Genomic DNA, 19,140 nt, shown 5'->3' with positions numbered 1-19,140 from the left:
CCGAGGCTGACGCCGGGAATGAAGGGTCCAACCAATGAAGATCGACGTCGTCAAGCTGGACGCCGGCAAGGCCGGGTCGGTTGAGCTGAACGCGGATATTTTCGGCATCGCCGAGATCCGCGCCGACCTCCTGCACCGTTGCGTCAAATGGCAGCTGTCGCAGCGCCAGACCGGTAATCACAAGGTCAAGCAGCGCAGCGAGATCGCCCGCACGACCAAGAAAATGTACAAGCAGAAGGGCACTGGCGGCGCGCGTCACGGTGCGCGTTCGGCCCCGAACTTTGTCGGTGGCGGTGTGGCCCACGGGCCGCGCGTGCGTTCGCACGCTACCGACCTGCCCAAGAAGGTCCGCGCGCTGGCCCTGCGCCATGCGCTGTCGGCCAAGGCGGGTGGCAATCAGCTGATCGTGCTGGACGAGGCGCGCCTTGATGCGCCCAAGACCCGCGATCTGGTCGCTCTGTTCGCCAAGCTCGGGCTCAGCAATGCGCTGATCATCGACGGCGAGACGCTGGACGAGAACTTTGCGCGCGCCGCGCGCAACGTGCCGCTCATTGACGTGCTGCCCGCTCAAGGGCTGAACGTTTATGACGTGCTGCGCCGGGACACCCTGGTGCTGACGCGTGCGGCTCTGGACAAGATCAACGAGCGGCTCGCGCCGCAGGAGGCTGCGTGATGCCCGCTCCGCGTCATTACGACACTCTGATCGCGCCGGTGATCACGGAAAAATCCACCCTTCTGTCGGAAGACAACAAGGTGGTGTTCCGCGTGCCCCTGGACGCGACCAAGAAAGATATCGCCGAGGCGGTCGAGGAATTGTTCAAGGTCAAGGTTAAGGCCGTGAACACCCTCATCCAAAAAGGCAAAACCAAACGTTTCCGCGGCATTAAAGGCCGGCGTGATGACGTCAAGAAAGCGGTTGTGACCCTCGAAGACGGTCACTCCATTGACGTCACCACGGGCCTCTAGACGCGCGCACGAAGGAGAGAGACCATGGCTCTGAAATTCTTCAAGCCGACCTCGCCCGGCCGCCGCGCGCTTGTGCTGGTGGACCGTAGCGAGCTGCATGCCGGCAAGCCGGAGAAGACCCTCGTCGAGGGCCTTCGCAAGAAGGGCGGCCGCAACAATACCGGGCGCATCACCGCCCGCCGCATCGGCGGCGGTGCCAAGCGCCTGTATCGCGTGATCGACTTCAAACGCCGCAAATTCGACGTGCCCGCCACGGTCGAGCGTCTGGAGTATGACCCCAACCGCACCGCCTTCATCGCGCTGATCCGCTATGAAGACGGCGAGCTCGCCTACATCCTGGCGCCTCAGCGCCTGGCGGTGGGTGATGCGGTTCTGGCCGGCGAGCGTGTGGACGTGAAGCCGGGCAATGCCATGCCCCTCAAGGCGATGCCGGTCGGTACGATCGTGCACAATGTCGAGCTGAAGCCCCTGAAGGGCGGTCAGATCGCGCGGTCTGCCGGCGCTTATGCCCAGCTGGTTGGCCGCGATGCGGGCTACGCCCAGCTGCGCCTGATGAGTGGCGAACTGCGCGCGGTGCACCAGGACTGCATGGCCACGATCGGCGCTGTGTCGAACGCGGACCATCTGAACATCAATCTGGGTAAAGCCGGCCGCAAGCGTCACATGGGCAAGCGCCCGTCAGTGCGCGGCGTGGCCATGAACCCGGTCGACCACCCGCACGGCGGCGGCGAAGGCCGCACCTCGGGCGGCCGCCACCCGGTGACCCCGTGGGGCAAGCCGACCAAGGGTCCGCGCACGCGGTCGAACAAATCGACCAGTAAATTCATCATCCGCTCGCGCCACGAGCGCAAGAAACGCTAGGGGACGGCTCACATGCCTCGCTCTGTCTGGAAAGGCCCGTTTGTTGACGGGCACCTCCTGAAGAAAGCCGACGCTGCGCACTCTGCCGGGCGCAAGCAGGCGATCAAGACGTGGTCGCGCCGCTCGACGGTGATGCCGCAATTCGTGGGCCTGACGTTCCAGGTTCATAACGGCAACAAGTTCATCCCGGTGGTCGTCTCGGAAGAGATGGTGGGCCACAAGCTGGGCGAGTTCGCTCCGACGCGCACCTATTACGGCCACGCGGCGGACAAGAAGGCGAAGAGGAAGTAGCCATGGGTCAGGCGAAGAACCCCCGGCGGGTCGCCGATAACGAAGCGCGCGCCAAGCTGCGCATGCTGCGTATCAGCCCGCAAAAGCTCAACCTCATTGCCACGATGATCCGCGGCAAGAAGGTGGAGCGTGCGCTCAACGATCTCGAGTTCTCGCGCAAGCGGGCCTCGGCGGACGTGAAGAAGCTGCTCCAGTCTGCGGTCGCGAATGCGGAAAACAATCACGGTCTGGACATCGACTCGCTGGTCGTGTCCGAGGCCTATGTCGGCAAGAACCTGGTGATGAAGCGCTTCCGGGCCCGCGCACGCGGCCGCGGCGCCAAAATCCTGAAGCCGTTCTCCGAGCTGACGATCGTCGTGCGCGAAGTTGAGGAGACCGTCTGATGGGTCAGAAAGTCAATCCGATCGGCCTGCGTCTTGGTATCAACCGGACCTGGGATTCGCGCTGGTACGCCAAGGGCGAGGAATACGCCGACCTTCTGCACGAAGACATCAAGATCCGCGCGTTCCTGAAAGACAAGCTCAAGACCGCGTCGATCTCGCGCATCATCATCGAGCGCCCGCACAAGAAGTGCCGCATCACTATCCACACGGCGCGTCCGGGTGTGGTGATCGGCAAAAAAGGCGGCGATATCGAGAAGCTCCGCAAGGAAATCTCGAAGATGGTCGACGGCGAAGTGTTCCTCAACCTGGTTGAGGTGCGCAAGCCGGAAGTGGACGCCACCCTGGTTGCCGAGAGCATCGCCCAGCAGCTGGAGCGCCGTATCGCGTTCCGCCGCGCGATGAAGCGCTCGCTTCAGACCACGATGCGCATGGGCGCTCTGGGCTGCAAGATCATGGTTGGCGGCCGTCTGGGCGGCGCGGAAATCGCGCGCGTCGAGAAGTATTCCGAAGGCTCGGTGCCGCTGCACACGCTGCGCGCCGATATCGATTATGGCTTCGCCGAAGCCAAGACCGCGATGGGCATTATCGGGATCAAGGTGTGGATCTACAAAGGCGAGATCCTCGAGCACGATCCGATGGCCCAGGAAAAGCGCATGCTCGACTCCGGTGAGCAGCGCAACCGGTCGGGCCGGCAAGCGGCGTAATAGCGGAACAAGGGAGACGCCATCATGCTTCAACCGAAGCGCACCAAATTCCGCAAAGCGCACAAAGGCCGCATCAGCGGCGTGGCGAAGGGCGGGTTCACGTTGAACTTCGGCTCCTACGGGCTGAAGGCCATGGAGCCTGAGCGCGTGACCGCGCGCCAGATCGAAGCCACCCGCCGGGCCATCACGCGCCACATGAAGCGTGCCGGCCGGGTCTGGATCCGTGTGTTCCCCGACGTGCCGGTGTCGAAAAAGCCGACCGAAGTGCGGATGGGTAAAGGCAAGGGCTCGCCCGAGTTCTGGGCCGCCCGCGTCAAGCCGGGCCGGATCATGTTTGAAATTGACGGCGTGCCTGACGATGTGGCGCGCGAGGCGCTTCGCCTCGGCGCAGCCAAATTGCCGATCAAGACCCGGGTCGTAACCCGTCCGGGCGAGTAAGGGAGAGGCCCTGATGACAGGCGAAGACGTGCGCGCACTCAGCGACGACCAGCTTCAGGACTCGCTCCTCAAGCTCAAGAAAGAACAGTTCAATTTGCGGTTCCAGCGGGCCACCGGCCAGCTTGAGAACACCGCGCGCTTTATGCAGATCCGCCGGGATATCGCCCGGATCAAGACGGATCAGCGCCGGCGCGCGCTTCAGACCCAGGGGAGCTGAGGTTATGCCGAAGCGCATCCTTCAAGGCGTCGTGGTCAGCGACAAGCAGGAAAAGACGGTGATCGTGCGCGTTGAGCGTACCTTCCTCCATCCGCTGCTGCGCAAGACCGTGCGCCGGACAAAGAAATACCACGCTCATGATGAAAATGGCGTGGGCAAGGTGGGCGAGCGCGTCCAGATCCAGGAATGCGCGCCCAAATCGAAACTCAAGCGGTGGGAGATCGTCCCCGATCAGGCCTGAAGCCTGATCTGAGGGGCGGTCGTCCGATAACGGAGACCTTCCAATGATCCAGATGCAAACCAATCTGGAGGTGGCCGATAATTCCGGCGCCCGCCGCGTGCAGTGCATCAAGGTGCTCGGCGGCGCGAAGCGGCGCTATGCGGGCGTAGGCGACATCATCGTCGTCTCGATCAAGGAAGCCACTCCCAAGGGCCGAGTTAAAAAAGGTGATGTGCGCAAGGCCGTGGTCGTGCGCACCGCCAAGGACATCAAGCGCCGTGACGGATCGGTGATCCGCTTCGACACGAACGCGGCTGTTCTGATCAACAACAATAACGAGCCGATCGGCACCCGGATCTTCGGGCCGGTGCCGCGTGAGCTGCGCGCCAAGCAGCACATGAAGATCGTCTCCCTGGCGCCGGAGGTGCTGTAGTCATGGCCGCTAAAATCAAAAAGGGCGACAAGGTCGTCGTCCTGGCCGGTCGCGACAAGGGCAAGACCGGTCAGGTGACCAAAGTGCTTCCGAGCGAAAACCGCGTTGTGGTTTCGGGCGTGAACACGGTGAAGCGCCACCAGCGCGCGACGCAGACAAGCGCTGGCGGAATTGAAGAGAAAGACGCCGCCATCCACGTGTCCAACGTGGCTCTGGCCGATCCGAAGACCGGTGAAGCGACGCGTGTCGGCTTCAAGATGGACAAGGACGGCAAGAAAGTGCGCGTAGCCAAGAAGTCCGGCGAGGTGATCGATGTCTGACATCGCAACGTACGAACCGCGCCTGAAGACGCGCTACCGCGAGGAAATCCGCGCGCGTCTGAAGGAAAAATTCGGTTATACCAACGACATGCAGATCCCGCGCCTGGACAAGGTCGTGATCAACATGGGCGTTGGCGAGGCGGCCCAGGATTCCAAGAAGATCCAGGGCGCGCTGGCCGATCTGCAGATGATTTCCGGTCAGAAGCCGGTCGCCACGGCGGCCAAAACCTCGATCGCCGGTTTCAAGCTGCGTGAAGACCAGCTGATCGGCGCCAAGGTGACGCTGCGCAAGGACCGGATGTACGAGTTTCTCGACCGTCTCGTGACTGTGGCTTTGCCGCGGGTGCGTGACTTCCGCGGCCTGAACGGCAAGAGCTTTGACGGGCGCGGCAACTACGCCATGGGTCTCAAGGAGCACATCGTGTTCCCGGAGATCAACTACGACAAAGTCGACAAGATCCGCGGCATGGACATCATCGTGTGCACCACCGCGAATACCAATGAGGAAGCGAAGGCCCTGCTGGCCGAGTTCGATTTCCCGTTCACGAACTGACGCAGCAGGAGCGCGGCACCATGGTGGCGCCGCACGCAGGAGAGATTTGAATGGCCAAGAAGAGCGCTATCGAGCGTAACCAGAAGCGTCAGCGTCTGGCGGAGCGTTTCGCTGCCCGCCGCGCCGCGTTGAAGGCAGTCGCCCGGGACCAGTCCAAACCGGTGGAAGAACGGTTCGCCGCCCAGCTGAAGCTGGCCGACCTGCCGCGTAATTCCGCGCCGTCGCGCATTCGCAACCGCTGCCAGATCAGCGGCCGTCCGCGCGCGTATTACCGCAAGCTGAAGATGTCGCGTATCGCGCTGCGTCAACTGGCCAGCCACGGGATGATCCCGGGCATGGTCAAGTCGAGCTGGTAGGAGGTCAGGACATGTCTGTGAACGATCCGCTCGGCGATATGCTGACCCGCATCCGCAACGCTCTGATGCGCAAGCGCACCAGCGTTTCCACGCCGGCGTCCGCACTGCGCGGCCGCGTGCTCGACGTTCTGCTCGATGAAGGCTATATCCGCGGCTACACCGAAAGTGTGGACGCGCGCGGCTTCAAGCAGTTCGACATTGAGCTGAAGTATTACGAAGGCGCGCCTGTGATCTCCCAGATCCAGCGCGTGTCGAAGCCGGGTCGGCGCGAGTACCGCAAGGTTCGCGACCTGCCGCTGGTTCAGAACGGGCTGGGCATCGCCATCATCTCGACCCCCCAGGGTGTGATGAGCGATACGTCTGCGCGCGCGAAGAATGTCGGCGGCGAGATCCTTTGCCACGTCAGCTAGGAACAGGAGGCTAACATGTCGAGATTAGGCAAGCTGCCTGTTGAAATTCCCTCTGGCGTCACCGCCTCGGTGAATTCGGGCGTGGTGATGGTGAAGGGCCCCAAGGGCGAGCTGAGCTTTTCGGCGCCGTCCAGTGTGAGCATCCGTCATGAAGACGGTGCCCTGAAGGTCGCGCCGGTCGAGAACTCCAAGACCGCCAAGGCGATGTACGGCACCGCCCGCGCGCGCCTGAAGAACATGGTCCTGGGCGTCACGAACGGGTTCGAGAAGAGCCTGGAGCTTGTGGGCGTCGGGTATCGTGCCCAAATGCAGGGCACGGATCTGAAGCTGGCTTTGGGCTTTTCCCACGACGTGATCTACACCCCGCGCAAGGGGATCACGATCACGGTCCCCAAGCCGACCGAGATCAAGATTGAAGGGCCGGACGCTCAGGCGGTTGGTCAGACTGCGGCGGAAATTCGCCGGTTCCGTTCGCCTGAGCCTTACAAGGGCAAGGGCGTGAAGTACGCGACCGAGCAAGTGCGCCGCAAAGAAGGCAAGAAGAAATAGGGTCCTGGTGATGAAAACCTCAGCCGAGAAAATGCGCCGCCGCACGCAGCGCACCCGCGCCCGGATCCGCAAACTGGCCAATGGCCGGCCGCGCTTGTCCGTGTTCCGGTCGTCCAAGCATATCTACGCGCAGATCATCGACGATGCGAATGGCCTTACGGTCGCCGCGGCGTCCTCGCTCGAACAGGGCAAGGAAGCCAACGGCGCCACGGTCAGCGCAGCCGAAACCGTCGGCAAGCTCGTCGCCGAGCGTGCGAAGGAAAAAGGCTTGACCGACGTGGTGTTCGACCGCGGCGGCTACATGTACCACGGGCGCGTCAAAGCGCTCGCTGACGCTGCCCGCGAGGGCGGCCTGAACTTCTAAGGGAGCGAACGCCATGGCTCGTGAAGACAATCGCGGCGGCCGCGACCGCCGCCGCAGGGACGAGGACAACGCGGAACCGGAACTGGTCGACAAGCTCGTCCAGATCAACCGCGTCGCCAAGACGGTGAAGGGTGGCCGGAACTTCCAGTTCGCCGCGCTCGCCATCGTGGGCGACCAGAAGGGCCGCGTCGGCTTCGGCCAGGGCAAGGCCCGCGAGGTTCCCGAAGCCATCCGCAAGGCGACGGAAGAAGCCAAGAAGATGATGGTCCGCGTGCCGCTGCGTGAAGGCCGTACCCTGCACCATGACGCCCACGGGCGTTGGGGAGCGGGCAAGGTGATCCTGCGCTCGGCCCCTCCGGGTACCGGCGTGATTGCTGGCGGTCCGATGCGCGCTGTGCTGGAATCGCTCGGCGTTCAGGACGTGGTGGCCAAATCCACCGGTTCGTCGAACCCCTACAACATGGTGCGCGCCACGTTCCAGGCCCTGAAGGCCCAGAACAGCCCGCGTTCAATCGCCGCCAAGCGCGGTCTGAAGGTTGCTGATCTGGTGGAGCGCCGCCAGGACGGGGCGAGTTCGCCCGAAGCGATCGAGTCCTAAGAGGAGGGCGTTATGGCTGCTACCAAAACCGTTCGCGTGCGCCAGACCGGGTCCTCGACCCGGCGTCCGCCTGAGCAGGCCGCGACCCTCAAGGGCCTTGGCCTGGGCCGGATCGGGCGCGAGCGCGAGCTTGAAGACACGCCGTCTGTGCGCGGCATGATCCGCAAGGTCGCCCATCTGATTGAGATCGTGGAGTAGCCGACCGGCTGCTTCTGAAGGAGAATTGCTATGCGCTTGAATGAATTGCGCGACAATCCCGGCGCTACCAAAGAGCGCACGCGCGTCGGGCGCGGCATTGGCTCTGGCACCGGCAAGACCGGCGGGCGCGGCGTCAAGGGCCAGAAATCCCGTTCGGGCGTGGCGATCAAGGGTTTCGAAGGCGGCCAGATGCCGCTGCACCAGCGTCTTCCCAAGCGCGGCTTCACCAAGCCGAACCGGGCACGCTATGCAGAGGTCACCCTGCGCCGCATCCAGACCGCCATCGACGCGGGCCGGCTCGATGCGAGCCAGCCTGTCGACGCGGCCGCGCTCAAGGCTGCCGGCGTGATCCGCCGCGCCAAGGACGGCGTGCGTCTGATCGGCGGCGGTGATCTGACGACCAAGATCACCCTGACTGTGGCTGGTGGCTCTGCCCCGGCCATCGCGGCGGTCGAGAAAGCGGGCGGGTCTGTGACCGTGACCGTGGTCAAAGCCGCCAAAGCTGAAGCCGAAACCGAGTAAAGCCGGACTGGCGCCGGCCCGGATACCGTCCGGGCCGGCGCGTCTCGCGCGAGGGAGTGATCGATCACCATGGCGTCAGCCGCCGAACAACTCGCCGCGAACATGAATTTCGGGGCATTCGCCCGGGCCAAGGAGCTGCAAAAGCGGCTCCTGTTCACGCTCGGCGTTCTGATCATTTACCGCATTGGCACCTATGTGCCGCTGCCTGGCGTGGACATGGCTCAGTTCACGATGCTGTTCGAACAGCAAAGCCAGGGCGTGCTGGGCATGTTCAACATGTTCTCCGGCGGTGCCGTGGAGCGTATGGCGATCTTCGCGCTGAACGTGATGCCTTACATCTCCGCTTCGATCATCATGCAGCTGATGGCGGCAACCGTGCCGGCGCTCGAGCGCATGAAGAAGGAAGGCGGCGAACAGGGCCGCAAGCAGATCAATCAGTATTCGCGCTATCTCACCGTGGTGCTTGCCGCCGCGCAGGGTTTCGCCATCGCGATCGCGATGCAGCAGCCCGACGTGACGACCGGCAACACGATCGCGCAGAACCCCGGGATATTCTTCCTGGTGGTCACCGTCAGCACACTGGTGGGTGGCACCATGCTGCTGCTGTGGCTGGGTGAGCAGATCACCGCGCGCGGTGTGGGCAATGGCGTGTCGCTGATCATTTTCGCCGGCATTATCGCGGAAATGCCGCGCGCGCTGTTCCAGACGCTGGAGCAAGGGCGTACCGGCGAGTTGAATGCCGGCCTTGTGGTCGCTCTGATTGCCATGCTGATCGCCGTTCTGGCCTTCGTGGTGTTCATCGAGCGCTCCCAGCGCCGCCTGCTGACCCAGTATCCCAAGCGCCAGGTCGGTAACCGGATGATGGGGGGCGAATCCTCCTTCCTGCCGCTCAAGCTGAACACGGCGGGCGTGATCCCGGCGATCTTCGCCTCATCGCTTCTGTTGCTGCCGGCGACGGCTGCGGGCTTCTCCGACCAAGCCGGTCCGGCATGGCTGCGCGATATCGTGGCACTGCTCGGCCCTGGCCAACCTGCCTTCATCGCCTTCTATGGTGCGATGATCGTGTTCTTCACCTTCTTCTACACGTCCATCACCTTCAATCCGGACGATGTGGCCGATAACCTGAAGAAGTATGGCGGCTTCCTGCCGGGTATCCGGCCGGGCAAGCGCACCGCGGAATATCTGGACTACGTGCTGACCCGCCTGACGGTGATCGGCGCGGCCTATCTCGCGGCTGTCTGTCTGCTGCCGGAAATCCTGCGCATGCAGAACCCGTCCATTCCGTTTTATATCGGTGGCACGGCCCTGCTGATCGTGGTGTCGGTGACACTGGATACGGTCGGGCAGATCCAGTCCCACCTTCTGGCCCATCAGTATGAAGGGCTGATCAAGAAGACGAAGCTGCGGGGGCGCAAGCGATGAACATTGTCCTGTTCGGTCCGCCGGGCGCTGGCAAAGGCACGCAGTCCAAGCGCCTGGTCGCCGAACGCGGCTGGGTTCAGCTGGCCACCGGCGACATGCTGCGCGCCGCACGCGCGGCCGGTACCGAACTGGGCAAGCGCGTGGCCGGCATCATGGATCGCGGTGATCTGGTCTCGGACGAGATCGTGATTGCCCTGATCGAGGAGCGCCTCGACGAGGCGGCAGCGGCTGGCGGGGCCATCTTTGACGGCTTCCCGCGCACCGTGGCCCAGGCCGAAGCGCTGGACGGTTTGCTGGCAGGGCGCAATGCGCCGATCGAAAAGGTCGTGCGCCTCGTCGTCGACCAGGACGAGCTGGTGGCCCGCATGCAGAAGCGCGCCGAAGAAGAGGGCCGCGCTGACGATACAGTCGAGGCGTTCCGCGTCCGGCTGATGAATTATAACGACCAGACGGCTGCTCTGATCCCGTACTATCAGGCTCAGGGCAAGCTGGTCGATGTGGACGGCGCAGGCACGATGGACGCCGTCTCGGCGCGCATCGCAAGCGTGCTGGACCAGGAATAAGGGCTGCGCCGGGGAACCGCCCCGGCGTGGTGGAAACTGAGGCGGTGCCGCTTATCCCGGTTGACGAAACCGGTGCGGTGCCTATAAGAACCGCCCTTCGCTCGCAGGGGCAGACGCCGTATCCGCCGCCGCCTTTGTTGGCTGCGCGGTCCGGTCTCCTTCGCGGGCGTGGGCTGATGAGACAAGGAGAGCGTCGTGGCACGGATCGCCGGCGTCAACATTCCGACCAACAAGCGCGTGACCATCGCGCTGCGCTATATCCATGGTATCGGCGCAACGAAAGCTGCCGAGATCTGCGACAAGGTGGGCATCGCCCCCGAGAAGCGGGTCAATCAGCTCACCGACGCTGAAGTGCTCCAGATTCGCGAAACGATCGACGCGGATCACATGGTGGAAGGCGATCTGCGCCGTGAGGTGGCAGTCAACGTCAAGCGCCTGATGGATCTCGGCTGCTATCGCGGCCTGCGCCACCGGCGCGGCCTGCCTGTTCGCGGTCAGCGCACCCATACCAATGCGCGCACGCGTAAAGGTCCCGCCAAGCCGATCGCTGGCAAGAAGAAATAAGGAACGAGGGCCATGGCCAAGGAACCGTCCCGCGTACGCCGCCGCGAGCGCAAGAATATTACCGCTGGCGTGGCGCATGTGAACGCCAGCTTTAACAACACCATGATCACGATCACCGACGCCCAGGGAAATACGATCTCCTGGTCATCGGCCGGGACCATGGGCTTCAAGGGTTCGCGCAAATCGACCCCCTACGCCGCGCAGGTTGCCGCTGAAGATGCGGGCCGCAAGGCGCAGGAGCACGGCGTGAAGACGCTGGAAGTGAAGGTCTCCGGTCCCGGTTCGGGCCGTGAATCCGCACTGCGCGCGCTGCAGTCTGTGGGCCTGGTGATCACGACGATCCACGACGTGACCCCGATCCCGCACAATGGCTGCCGTCCGCCCAAGCGCCGCCGGGTCTAATGCCGGGGTTGGCGCGCGATCCCCGCGCGCCGGCCAGACCGCTGTTTTCGGGCGCGCGGCTTCCTTTCGAAGCTGGCGCGCCCTCCACCTTAAAGGGGTGTTGTCCGTGATTGAGAAAAACTGGCAGGAACTGATCCGCCCGATGAAGCCGGAAATTCAGTCCGGCTTCGACCCGTCGCGTCACGCCAAGCTGGTGGCTGAACCGCTCGAGCGCGGCTTCGGCACGACTCTGGGTAATGCGCTGCGCCGGGTGCTGCTGTCCTCGCTGCAGGGCGCGGCGGTGACGGCGGTGCAGATCGACAATGTCCTGCACGAGTTCTCCTCCATCAAGGGCGTGCGCGAGGATGTCACCGACATCGTGCTGAACCTGAAACAAGTCGCTCTGCGCATGCAGGGTGAGGGGCCCAAGCGCCTGACCCTGAAAAAGAAGGGTCCAGGCGAGGTCAAGGCCGGCGATATTGAAGAGACCGGCGATATCGTCGTGATCAACAAGGACCTGGTGATCTGCACCCTCGATGATGACGCCGATGTGCGCATGGTGCTGACGGTCAATACCGGCAAGGGGTATGTGCCGGCCGAGAACCACCGTGCCGAAGACGCCCCCATCGGCCTGATCGGCGTGGATGCGCTCTACAGCCCGGTCAAGCGCGTCGCCTACCGCGTTGAGAACACGCGCGAAGGCCAGGTGCTGGACTATGACAAGCTGATCCTGGAAGTCGAAACCAATGGCTCCCTGCGTCCCGAAGATGCCGTCGCGTATGCCGCGCGCATCCTTCAGGACCAGCTGCAGGCATTCGTGAACTTCGAAGAGCCCAATCAGGGCCGCACCGAAGGGAGCGACAAGCCGGACCTCGATTTCAACCCGGCCCTGCTCAAGAAGGTCGACGAACTGGAATTGTCGGTGCGTTCGGCCAACTGCCTGAAGAACGACAACATCGTCTATATCGGCGATCTGATCCAGAAGTCCGAGGCGGAAATGCTCCGCACCCCGAACTTCGGCCGCAAGTCGCTCAACGAGATCAAGGAAGTCCTGGCCCAGATGGGACTTCACCTCGGCATGGAAGCGCCCAACTGGCCGCCGGAAAACATCGACGATCTCGCCAAAAAATACGAGGATCAGATCTAGTCAGAAGCGCCGCGAGGCGTCCCTTGACTGGACTTAAGGAGAAATATCATGCGCCACGGCGTCGCCCATCGCAAACTGAACCGGACCGCGAGCCACCGCCGCGCCATGTTCGCCAATATGGCGTCTTCGCTCATCGAGCATGAGCAGATCGTCACCACGCTGCCCAAGGCCAAAGAGCTGAAGCCCATCATGGACAAGCTCATCACCCTGGCCAAGCGCGGCGATCTGCACGCGCGCCGTCAGGCGATTGCCAAGATCCGCAACAAGGATCAGGTGGCCAAGCTGTTCGCGACCCTGGGGCCGCGCTACCAGGAGCGCCAGGGCGGATACACCCGCGTGCTGAAAGCTGGCTTCCGCCACGGGGACAACGCCCCGCTGGCCGTGATCGAGCTGGTCGACCGTGATCCCGAGGCGAAAGGCGCCATTGACCGCGCCCGCCTCGAAGAGGCCCTGTCCGACAACTAGGACGCCTCTGATACCGTGTTAGAAAAGGCCGTCCGGGCAGCCCGGGCGGCCTTTTCGTTTCGCGCCATCCGCAGCGGGCAGGGCGCGCGCGACCCCTGACCGGATCTGTCATCTTTCACACCCTGTTCAGGCGCACTTCTATTGCCTACATCGGGGCGGTGCCGCATGCGGCGCGAGGGATTGGATAGACGAGGGATGAGCTTATGCTGCGACTGCTGATATCTGCGATCATGGTGCTGGGCACCGGACTGGGCGGGGCGTGTGCCGAAGACCGCACGGAGCGCGCTGAGGATCCGGCACCGCAGTCTGTTCAGGAGCCGGCTGAACAGCCCGGTCTGGAGACCGGTCAGGAGCCTGACCCGTCCACGCGGCCCGCGCCCGTTTTCGCGCCCGAGCGCAGCGCCGCGCCGCGGCGCGCGGCGCCGGGCAGCCGCGAGCAGATCCAGCTGTCGTTCGCCCCGGTGGTGCGCGAAGCTGCGCCGGCTGTGGTCAATGTGTATTCGCGCCGGGTGATCGCCCAGCGCTCGCCCTTTGCGGGCGATCCGTTCTTCGAGCGCTTTTTCGGCGGACCCCAGACGCGCCAGCGCGAGGTCAATTCGCTGGGTTCGGGCGTGATCGTGGACGCGTCCGGCGTCATCGTCACCAATAACCATGTCGTGGCCGGCGCGCAGGATTTGCGCGTGGTGTTGTCGGACCGGCGCGAGTTCGCCGCCGAGCTGCTGCTGGCCGACGAGCGCACGGATCTGGCCGTGCTGAAGATCGATGCGGACGCGCCGCTGCCCGTCATGACCCTGGATGCCAGCGGCACGGCCGAGGTCGGTGATCTGGTGCTGGCCATCGGCAATCCGTTCGGAGTCGGCCAGACGGTCACCTCGGGCATTGTCTCGGCGCTGGCGCGCACCGATGTGGGCATCACCGACTACGCCTTCTTCATCCAGACCGATGCAGCGGTGAACCCTGGCAATTCCGGCGGGGCCCTGGTGAACATGTCCGGCGAGCTGATCGGCGTGAATACAGCCATTTTCTCGCGCAGCGGCGGATCCCAGGGCATTGGTTTTGCCATCCCTGCGGAGATGGTGCGCACGGTGGTCGCCGCCGCCCGCGAGGGCGGGCGGGTGGTGCGCCCCTGGCTGGGCGCGCGTCTGCAGGCGGTGACCAGTGATCTGGCCCAGTCTTTCGGCCTCGACCGTCCGCAGGGCGCGGTGGTGGCCGAGCTGTGGCCCGGCGGCGCGGCCGAGCGCGGCGGTCTGCAGCGCGGCGATGTGGTGCTGGCCGTGGATGGTCAGCCGGTCAATGACGAGAATGGCGCCCGCTTCCGCTTCGCCACCCGCACCATCGGCCAGGACGCCCGCCTGACGGTGCTGCGCGATGGCGAGGAGCTGACCCTGACCGTGCCGGCCGAGGCCGCTCCCGGTGTGCTGGAAGGCCAGCGTCTGGCCATTGAGGGGACCAACCCGCTCGCCGGCGCCGAGCTGGTCCAGCTTTCGCCCGCCTTCAACGAGGAGAACGGCATCGATCCCTTCGCCCGCGGTGTGCTGGTGTTTGCCGTGACGCCGCGCACCAATGCCGGCTTCATCGGTTTCCAGCCCGGTGACCGCATCATCGCCCTGATGGGCGAGCCGGTGGACGATCTGCCCACCCTCGCCCGCATCCTGCGCCAGAATGACGGTTCGGCCCGCTGGCCGGTGGAGATTGATCGCCGCGGTGAACGGATACGGCGCGAGGTGCGGCTGTAGGCGGGGCGGGAGGCCGCCTTACAGCGACCGCTCCCGTCGAACTTGCCTTCCCGGACGTCCCGGCCTTGGGCCGGGGCGATCCGGGACCCATCACGATCCATCTGAGCCACCTGGGCCGCGGACAATATTGGTGGCTGGGTCCCTGATAGCCGCTTTGCGGCTTCCGGGAAAACACGGGGTTAGCTGGTCCTCTCCTTCAGGCGAGAACGCCCCCTTACCCCGCCGCCGCAGCCTCCGCCGCGCGCAGGATGCGCAGGACATTGCCGCCCCACAGGGCGCGGATCTCATCCTCGCTATAGCCCCGGCGCATCAGCTCCCGGGTGACGTTCAGCGTCTCGGATGAATTGTCCCACCCCTGCACCCCGCCGCCGCCGTCAAAGTCGGCTGAAATGCCTACATGGGCGATCCCGATGCGTGCGACGGCATGGTCGATATGGTCCACGAACTGCGCCAGCGTGACATCGTCATAGCGGGCGCGCAGCGCTGCCACACCGTCCTGATAGGCGATCACGTCCTCGCGCGATGCGCCGGCCCAGCCGTCGGCCAGGTGGCGGGCGCGCAGCTCTGCCATGCCCTCCACGATGCGCGGATCGACATCGGCCACATAGCCGCGGAACGCCACCATCTGCGCCACGCCGCCATTGTCGCGGATGGCGTCGAGCTGTTCGTCATCGAGATTGCGCGCATTGGCGTAAACGCCATAGGCGCCCGAATGCGATGCGATCACCGGGGCGCGCGACAGCGCGACCGCCTCCATCATCGAGTTTTTGCCCACATGGGACACGTCCACCAGGATGGCGTGATCATTCAGCGCCGCGATCAGCGCGCGGCCCAGATCGGTGAGGCCGGGATCCTCTTGCGCATCGCCCAGGCGCTCCAGCGGATTGGAGCTGCCGGCAAACTGGTTGTGGCCAAAATGGGTGAGGCCCACATAGCGCACGCCGCGCTCGGCCCACATCGGCACATCATCCAGAGAGGGGCCCAGAGGATAGCCGTTCTCGATCCCGATCAGGGCCACCAGGCGCCCCTCGGCGTGGATGGCTTCGACCTCATCGGCGGTGCGCGCCAGCGCGATCTGGCCGGGATAGGCGCGCAGCATGCGCATGATTGCCTGATACGTACCCTCGGCCGTCTCACGCGCGGTCGCGTAGTCCTCTTCGTCCAGCGGCCCCTGGCCGGCATAAACGATGAGGATCGCCGCATCGAGCCCGCCGGCGCGCATCTTGGGCAGGTCATTCTGCAACCGGGTAAAGCCGCCCGGATCAATCTCGTGGGTGGCGTAGCCGCGCGGGATGTCGATATGGGTGTCCAGCGTCAGCACGCGTTCATGCAAGGCCCGCGCTTCGGTTTCGCTGACTTCGCGCGGCTGACGGTCCGCTGCGGCGCCGGCAGCAAGCAGGGCCGTGCTGGCCAGGGCGGTGAGGGCGGTGCGGATCATGGGGCAGGCTCCTTGTGACCGGGGGACGGAGCGAGGCTAGCGGCGGCGCGCGGGGGGATCAATAAACAGCGTGGGGTGACCGCCCCAACCGCCGCACAGGTTTGCTGCGCCGCGCAGGGCTTGCTACACAGATGACATCCAGGTGCCCGGCGTGATTCCGCGCCGGCGCCGCCCGTCTATGGACAGGCCAAGCAGCCGCGACAGCCGCGGCCGCGCCCGCCGCCGCCAGCCAGGATAGTGTCACCTTGAGCGATACCCCGTCCGACGATCCGATGCACGAAGGGTCCGGCCCCGCCGGCCTGACCATCGCTATCGAAGCCGAGATGAAGCGCAGCTATCTCGATTACGCCATGAGCGTCATCGTCAGCCGCGCCATTCCCGATGCGCGCGACGGGCTGAAGCCGGTGCACCGGCGCATTTTGTGGTCCATGCACGAGCAGGGCTATACGAACGACAAGGCCTATCGCAAATCGGCCCGCGTGGTCGGTGACGTGATCGGTAAATACCACCCCCACGGCGACTCGGCGGTGTATGACGCGCTGGCACGCATGGCCCAGGATTTTTCCATGGGGCTGGTGCTGCTGGATGGTCAGGGCAATTTCGGCTCGGTGGACGGCGATCCGCCCGCGGCGATGCGCTATACCGAAATCCGCATGGACAAGCCGGCCGAGGCGCTGCTGGCCGATATCGACAAGGACACGGTCGATTACCGCCCGAACTATGACGGCAGCGAGAAAGAGCCCATTGTCCTTCCGGCGCGCTATCCCAATCTTCTGGTCAATGGCGCAGGCGGCATCGCGGTGGGGATGGCCACCAATATCCCGCCGCACAATCTCACCGAAATCGTCAACGCCACGCTGGCTTTGCTCGAGAATGCGCAGCTGAGTGACACCGAATTGCTCGACATCGTGCCGGGACCGGATTTCCCCACGGGCGGCGAGATTCTGGGCCGGTCGGGGTCACGCAAGGCCCTGATGGAGGGACGCGGTTCGGTTCTGGTGCGCGGCAAGACCTCGATAGAGACCGTGCGCAAGGATCGCGAGGCGATCATCATTCACGAGATTCCCTATCAGGTGAACAAGGCCACCATGATCGAGAAGATCGCCGAGCTGGTGCGCGAGAAGCGCATTGAGGGCATCTCCGATCTGCGTGACGAGTCCGACCGGCTGGGCATGCGCGTGGTCGTCGAGCTGAAGAAAGACGCCAATGCCGACGTGATCCTGAACCAGATGTTCCGCTGGAGCCCGCTTCAGTCGAGCTTCGGGGTGAACATGCTGGCGCTGATCGGCGGGCGCCCGCAGCAGGCGGGGCTTCGCACCTTCCTGGAAACCTTCATTGCGTTCCGCAAGGAGGTCGCCGCGCGGCGCGCCAAGTTCGAGCTGCGCAAGGCCCGCGACCGGGCCCACATCCTGATTGGTCTCGCCGTGGCGGTGGCCAATATCGACGAGATCATCCGCCTGATCCGGTCCGCGCCGGACCCGGCCACGGCCCGCGAGCAATTGCGCGACCGCGCCTGGCCGGCGGCTGATGTCGCCTCGCTGGTGGCGCTGGTGGCCGATCCGCGCTCGATCATTCTGGCAGACGAGACGATCCGTCTGACCGAAGAGCAGGCCAAGGCGATCCTGGATCTGCGCCTGAACCGCCTGACGGCGCTGGGCCGCGACGAGATCAGCGAGGAGGCTGAAAAGCTGGCCGTGCAGATCGCCGACCTTCTGGAAATCCTCAAAAGCCCGGTGCGCATCCGCGAGATCATCCGCGATGAGCTGATCGAGGTGCGTGAGGCGTTTGGCGTGCCGCGCCGGACCGTCTTTGCCGAGGGCGATCTGGAGATCGAGGACGAAGACCTGATCCCGCGCGACGAGATGGTCGTGACGCTGACCCATGGCGGCTATGTGAAGCGCACCGCGCTGTCCACCTATCGCGCCCAGAACCGGGGCGGGCGCGGCCGGGCCGGCATGGCCATGAAGGACGAGGATTTCGTGGCCACGCTGTTCGTGGCGTCCACCCATGCGCCGCTGCTGTTCTTCAGCTCCGACGGCATGGTCTACAAGACCAAGACCTGGCGCCTGCCGCTGGGCGCGCCCAACAGCCGGGGCAAATACCTGACCAATCTCCTGCCCTCGCTCAATGAGGGCGCGTGGATCACCTCGGTGATGGCGCTGCCCGAGGACGAGGAGAGCTGGGATCAGTACGACGTGATGTTCGCCACCACTGAAGGCACGGTGCGGCGCAACAAGCTGTCGGACTTCGTGCAAGTCAACCGCAATGGCAAGATCGCCATGAAGCTGGAGGAAGAGGGCTCGCGCATTCTGGACGTGCGGCTGTGCCGCGAGGGCCAGGACGTGCTGCTGGTTACCGCGTCCGGCAAGGCGATCCGCTTCCCTGTGGGCGATGTGCGCGTGTTCGCCAGCCGCAATTCCACCGGCGTGCGCGGCATCCGCATGGGCAAGGGCGACAGCCTCATCTCCATGGCGATCCTCAACGGCATCGAGATCAGCCGCGCCGAGACCCGCGCCTATATCAAGCGCCGCCGTGCCGAGATGCGCGCCGAGGGCGACGAAGTTCTGGACGTCGAAGAGATCGTGGATGACGCCGCCGAAGAGGGCGTGGACGATGCGGGCGAGGACATCACCCTGTCGGACGTGCGCTATATGGAGCTCTACGCCAATGAGGAGATGCTGCTGACCGTGGCGGCCTCGGGCATGGGCAAGCGCGTCATCGCGTACGAATACTTCACGCAAGGGCGCGGCGGGCAGGGCGTCTGGACCAAGGACAAGCGCTTCCCCGAACCGCTGGCCGGCTGCTTCCCGGTCACCGAGGGCGATACGGTCATGGCCGTCACCGATGGCGGCCAGCTGATCCGCTTCCCGGTGGATTCGGTGCGCATCGCTGCGCGGGCCACCAAGGGCGTGCGCCTGATCCGTCTGGGCGAGGGCGAGAAGCTGGTGTCCATCGTCCGCGTCGCCGAGACGGGCGAGGGTGACGGCGAGGCCGATGGCGATGCGCCAGACGTCCCGGCGCCCGGGGGAGGCTGAGGACGG

Annotated in this window: 28 protein-coding genes; 27 read left to right on the top strand and 1 reads right to left on the bottom strand. The window is 64.7% G+C overall.

Features of this window, described 5'->3' with window-relative positions; all coding sequences use genetic code 11:
* The first annotated feature begins 34 nt into the window (after nt 1-34).
* The 26 genes from rplD (at nt 35) to L2D00_05470 (ending at nt 14,661) form a co-directional block, all read left to right on the top strand.
* Nucleotides 35-673 carry a 50S ribosomal protein L4 gene (gene rplD, locus L2D00_05595; protein WBQ14158.1) on the top strand — a complete coding sequence of 213 codons (639 nt, stop codon included), beginning with the start codon at nt 35-37 and terminating at the stop codon, nt 671-673.
* Nucleotides 673-966: a 50S ribosomal protein L23 gene (locus L2D00_05590; GenBank protein ID WBQ14157.1), complete on the top strand. Its 294-nt coding sequence runs from the start codon at nt 673-675 to the stop codon at nt 964-966. Before rplD ends, L2D00_05590 begins: the two co-directional genes overlap by 1 nt.
* Before the next feature lie 24 nt (nt 967-990).
* Nucleotides 991-1,827 (top strand): 50S ribosomal protein L2, encoded by an 837-nt coding sequence (gene rplB / locus L2D00_05585; protein WBQ14156.1) that lies wholly within the window; start codon nt 991-993, stop codon nt 1,825-1,827.
* Between the two features lie 12 nt (nt 1,828-1,839).
* The gene (gene rpsS, locus L2D00_05580) at nt 1,840-2,118 is read left to right on the top strand and encodes a 30S ribosomal protein S19 (protein WBQ14155.1); all 279 of its coding nucleotides are present in this window, start codon (nt 1,840-1,842) and stop codon (nt 2,116-2,118) included.
* A 2-nt stretch (nt 2,119-2,120) separates the two neighbouring features.
* Nucleotides 2,121-2,501, top strand: a complete 381-nt coding sequence (rplV, locus tag L2D00_05575; protein ID WBQ14154.1) for a 50S ribosomal protein L22 — start codon at nt 2,121-2,123, stop codon at nt 2,499-2,501.
* Nucleotides 2,501-3,205, top strand: a complete 705-nt coding sequence (gene rpsC / locus L2D00_05570; GenBank protein WBQ14153.1) for a 30S ribosomal protein S3 — start codon at nt 2,501-2,503, stop codon at nt 3,203-3,205. The genes rplV and rpsC overlap by 1 nt, the downstream gene beginning before the upstream one ends.
* A 24-nt stretch (nt 3,206-3,229) precedes the next feature.
* Complete coding sequence (gene rplP, locus L2D00_05565; protein WBQ14152.1) at nt 3,230-3,643, top strand: 50S ribosomal protein L16; 414 nt, start codon at nt 3,230-3,232, stop codon at nt 3,641-3,643.
* Nucleotides 3,644-3,656: 13 nt separating this feature from the next.
* Nucleotides 3,657-3,860, top strand: a complete 204-nt coding sequence (rpmC, locus tag L2D00_05560) for a 50S ribosomal protein L29 (protein WBQ14151.1) — start codon at nt 3,657-3,659, stop codon at nt 3,858-3,860.
* Nucleotides 3,861-3,864: 4 nt separating this feature from the next.
* Nucleotides 3,865-4,101, top strand: coding sequence for a 30S ribosomal protein S17 (gene rpsQ / locus L2D00_05555; protein WBQ14150.1), 237 nt, complete (start codon nt 3,865-3,867; stop codon nt 4,099-4,101).
* Between the two features lie 43 nt (nt 4,102-4,144).
* Nucleotides 4,145-4,513 (top strand): 50S ribosomal protein L14, encoded by a 369-nt coding sequence (gene rplN / locus L2D00_05550; GenBank protein ID WBQ14149.1) that lies wholly within the window; start codon nt 4,145-4,147, stop codon nt 4,511-4,513.
* Between the two features lie 2 nt (nt 4,514-4,515).
* A complete protein-coding gene (gene rplX / locus L2D00_05545) occupies nt 4,516-4,833 on the top strand; it encodes a 50S ribosomal protein L24 (protein WBQ14148.1) in 318 nt (105 codons plus the stop codon).
* Nucleotides 4,826-5,386, top strand: a complete 561-nt coding sequence (gene rplE, locus L2D00_05540; GenBank protein WBQ14147.1) for a 50S ribosomal protein L5 — start codon at nt 4,826-4,828, stop codon at nt 5,384-5,386. Before rplX ends, rplE begins: the two co-directional genes overlap by 8 nt.
* A 50-nt stretch (nt 5,387-5,436) precedes the next feature.
* The gene (gene rpsN / locus L2D00_05535; GenBank protein WBQ14146.1) at nt 5,437-5,742 is read left to right on the top strand and encodes a 30S ribosomal protein S14; all 306 of its coding nucleotides are present in this window, start codon (nt 5,437-5,439) and stop codon (nt 5,740-5,742) included.
* Between the two features lie 11 nt (nt 5,743-5,753).
* Nucleotides 5,754-6,152: a 30S ribosomal protein S8 gene (gene rpsH, locus L2D00_05530; GenBank protein WBQ14145.1), complete on the top strand. Its 399-nt coding sequence runs from the start codon at nt 5,754-5,756 to the stop codon at nt 6,150-6,152.
* 15 nt (nt 6,153-6,167) lie between these two features.
* A complete protein-coding gene (gene rplF, locus L2D00_05525; protein WBQ14144.1) occupies nt 6,168-6,701 on the top strand; it encodes a 50S ribosomal protein L6 in 534 nt (177 codons plus the stop codon).
* 10 nt (nt 6,702-6,711) lie between these two features.
* Nucleotides 6,712-7,065 carry a 50S ribosomal protein L18 gene (gene rplR / locus L2D00_05520; protein WBQ14143.1) on the top strand — a complete coding sequence of 118 codons (354 nt, stop codon included), beginning with the start codon at nt 6,712-6,714 and terminating at the stop codon, nt 7,063-7,065.
* Between the two features lie 13 nt (nt 7,066-7,078).
* Complete coding sequence (gene rpsE, locus L2D00_05515; GenBank protein ID WBQ14142.1) at nt 7,079-7,663, top strand: 30S ribosomal protein S5; 585 nt, start codon at nt 7,079-7,081, stop codon at nt 7,661-7,663.
* A gap of 12 nt (nt 7,664-7,675) precedes the next feature.
* Complete coding sequence (gene rpmD / locus L2D00_05510) at nt 7,676-7,861, top strand: 50S ribosomal protein L30 (GenBank protein WBQ14141.1); 186 nt, start codon at nt 7,676-7,678, stop codon at nt 7,859-7,861.
* 30 nt (nt 7,862-7,891) lie between these two features.
* The gene (gene rplO, locus L2D00_05505) at nt 7,892-8,383 is read left to right on the top strand and encodes a 50S ribosomal protein L15 (GenBank protein WBQ14140.1); all 492 of its coding nucleotides are present in this window, start codon (nt 7,892-7,894) and stop codon (nt 8,381-8,383) included.
* 102 nt (nt 8,384-8,485) lie between these two features.
* Nucleotides 8,486-9,805 carry a preprotein translocase subunit SecY gene (gene secY, locus L2D00_05500; protein WBQ14491.1) on the top strand — a complete coding sequence of 440 codons (1,320 nt, stop codon included), beginning with the start codon at nt 8,486-8,488 and terminating at the stop codon, nt 9,803-9,805.
* On the top strand, nt 9,802-10,368 hold the full coding sequence (locus tag L2D00_05495; protein ID WBQ14139.1) for an adenylate kinase: 567 nt from the start codon (nt 9,802-9,804) through the stop codon (nt 10,366-10,368). Before secY ends, L2D00_05495 begins: the two co-directional genes overlap by 4 nt.
* 195 nt (nt 10,369-10,563) lie before the next feature.
* Entirely contained in the window at nt 10,564-10,932 is a 369-nt protein-coding gene (gene rpsM / locus L2D00_05490) for a 30S ribosomal protein S13 (protein WBQ14138.1), read from the top strand.
* 12 nt (nt 10,933-10,944) lie between these two features.
* Nucleotides 10,945-11,334 (top strand): 30S ribosomal protein S11, encoded by a 390-nt coding sequence (rpsK, locus tag L2D00_05485; protein WBQ14137.1) that lies wholly within the window; start codon nt 10,945-10,947, stop codon nt 11,332-11,334.
* A gap of 142 nt (nt 11,335-11,476) precedes the next feature.
* Nucleotides 11,477-12,460 carry a DNA-directed RNA polymerase subunit alpha gene (locus L2D00_05480; GenBank protein ID WBQ14490.1) on the top strand — a complete coding sequence of 328 codons (984 nt, stop codon included), beginning with the start codon at nt 11,477-11,479 and terminating at the stop codon, nt 12,458-12,460.
* Nucleotides 12,461-12,508: 48 nt separating this feature from the next.
* Entirely contained in the window at nt 12,509-12,925 is a 417-nt protein-coding gene (rplQ, locus tag L2D00_05475) for a 50S ribosomal protein L17 (protein WBQ14136.1), read from the top strand.
* Between the two features lie 203 nt (nt 12,926-13,128).
* Nucleotides 13,129-14,661: a DegQ family serine endoprotease gene (locus L2D00_05470; protein ID WBQ14135.1), complete on the top strand. Its 1,533-nt coding sequence runs from the start codon at nt 13,129-13,131 to the stop codon at nt 14,659-14,661.
* Nucleotides 14,662-14,875: 214 nt separating this feature from the next.
* Here the strand turns inward: L2D00_05470 and L2D00_05465 are convergent, their stop codons facing one another.
* Nucleotides 14,876-16,099 carry a dipeptidase gene (locus L2D00_05465; GenBank protein WBQ14134.1) on the bottom strand — a complete coding sequence of 408 codons (1,224 nt, stop codon included), beginning with the start codon at nt 16,097-16,099 and terminating at the stop codon, nt 14,876-14,878.
* Nucleotides 16,100-16,344: 245 nt separating this feature from the next.
* Between L2D00_05465 and gyrA the strand changes: the two genes are divergently transcribed.
* Nucleotides 16,345-19,134: a DNA gyrase subunit A gene (gene gyrA / locus L2D00_05460; GenBank protein ID WBQ14133.1), complete on the top strand. Its 2,790-nt coding sequence runs from the start codon at nt 16,345-16,347 to the stop codon at nt 19,132-19,134.
* Nucleotides 19,135-19,140 lie beyond the last annotated feature (6 nt).

The sequence above is a fragment of the Hyphomonadaceae bacterium BL14 genome (assembly GCA_027627705.1).
Taxonomy (GTDB): Bacteria; Pseudomonadota; Alphaproteobacteria; order Caulobacterales; family Maricaulaceae; genus Oceanicaulis.
The sequence above is the reverse complement of the archived record's forward strand: the minus strand, read 5'-3'. Positions and strand labels throughout refer to the sequence as shown.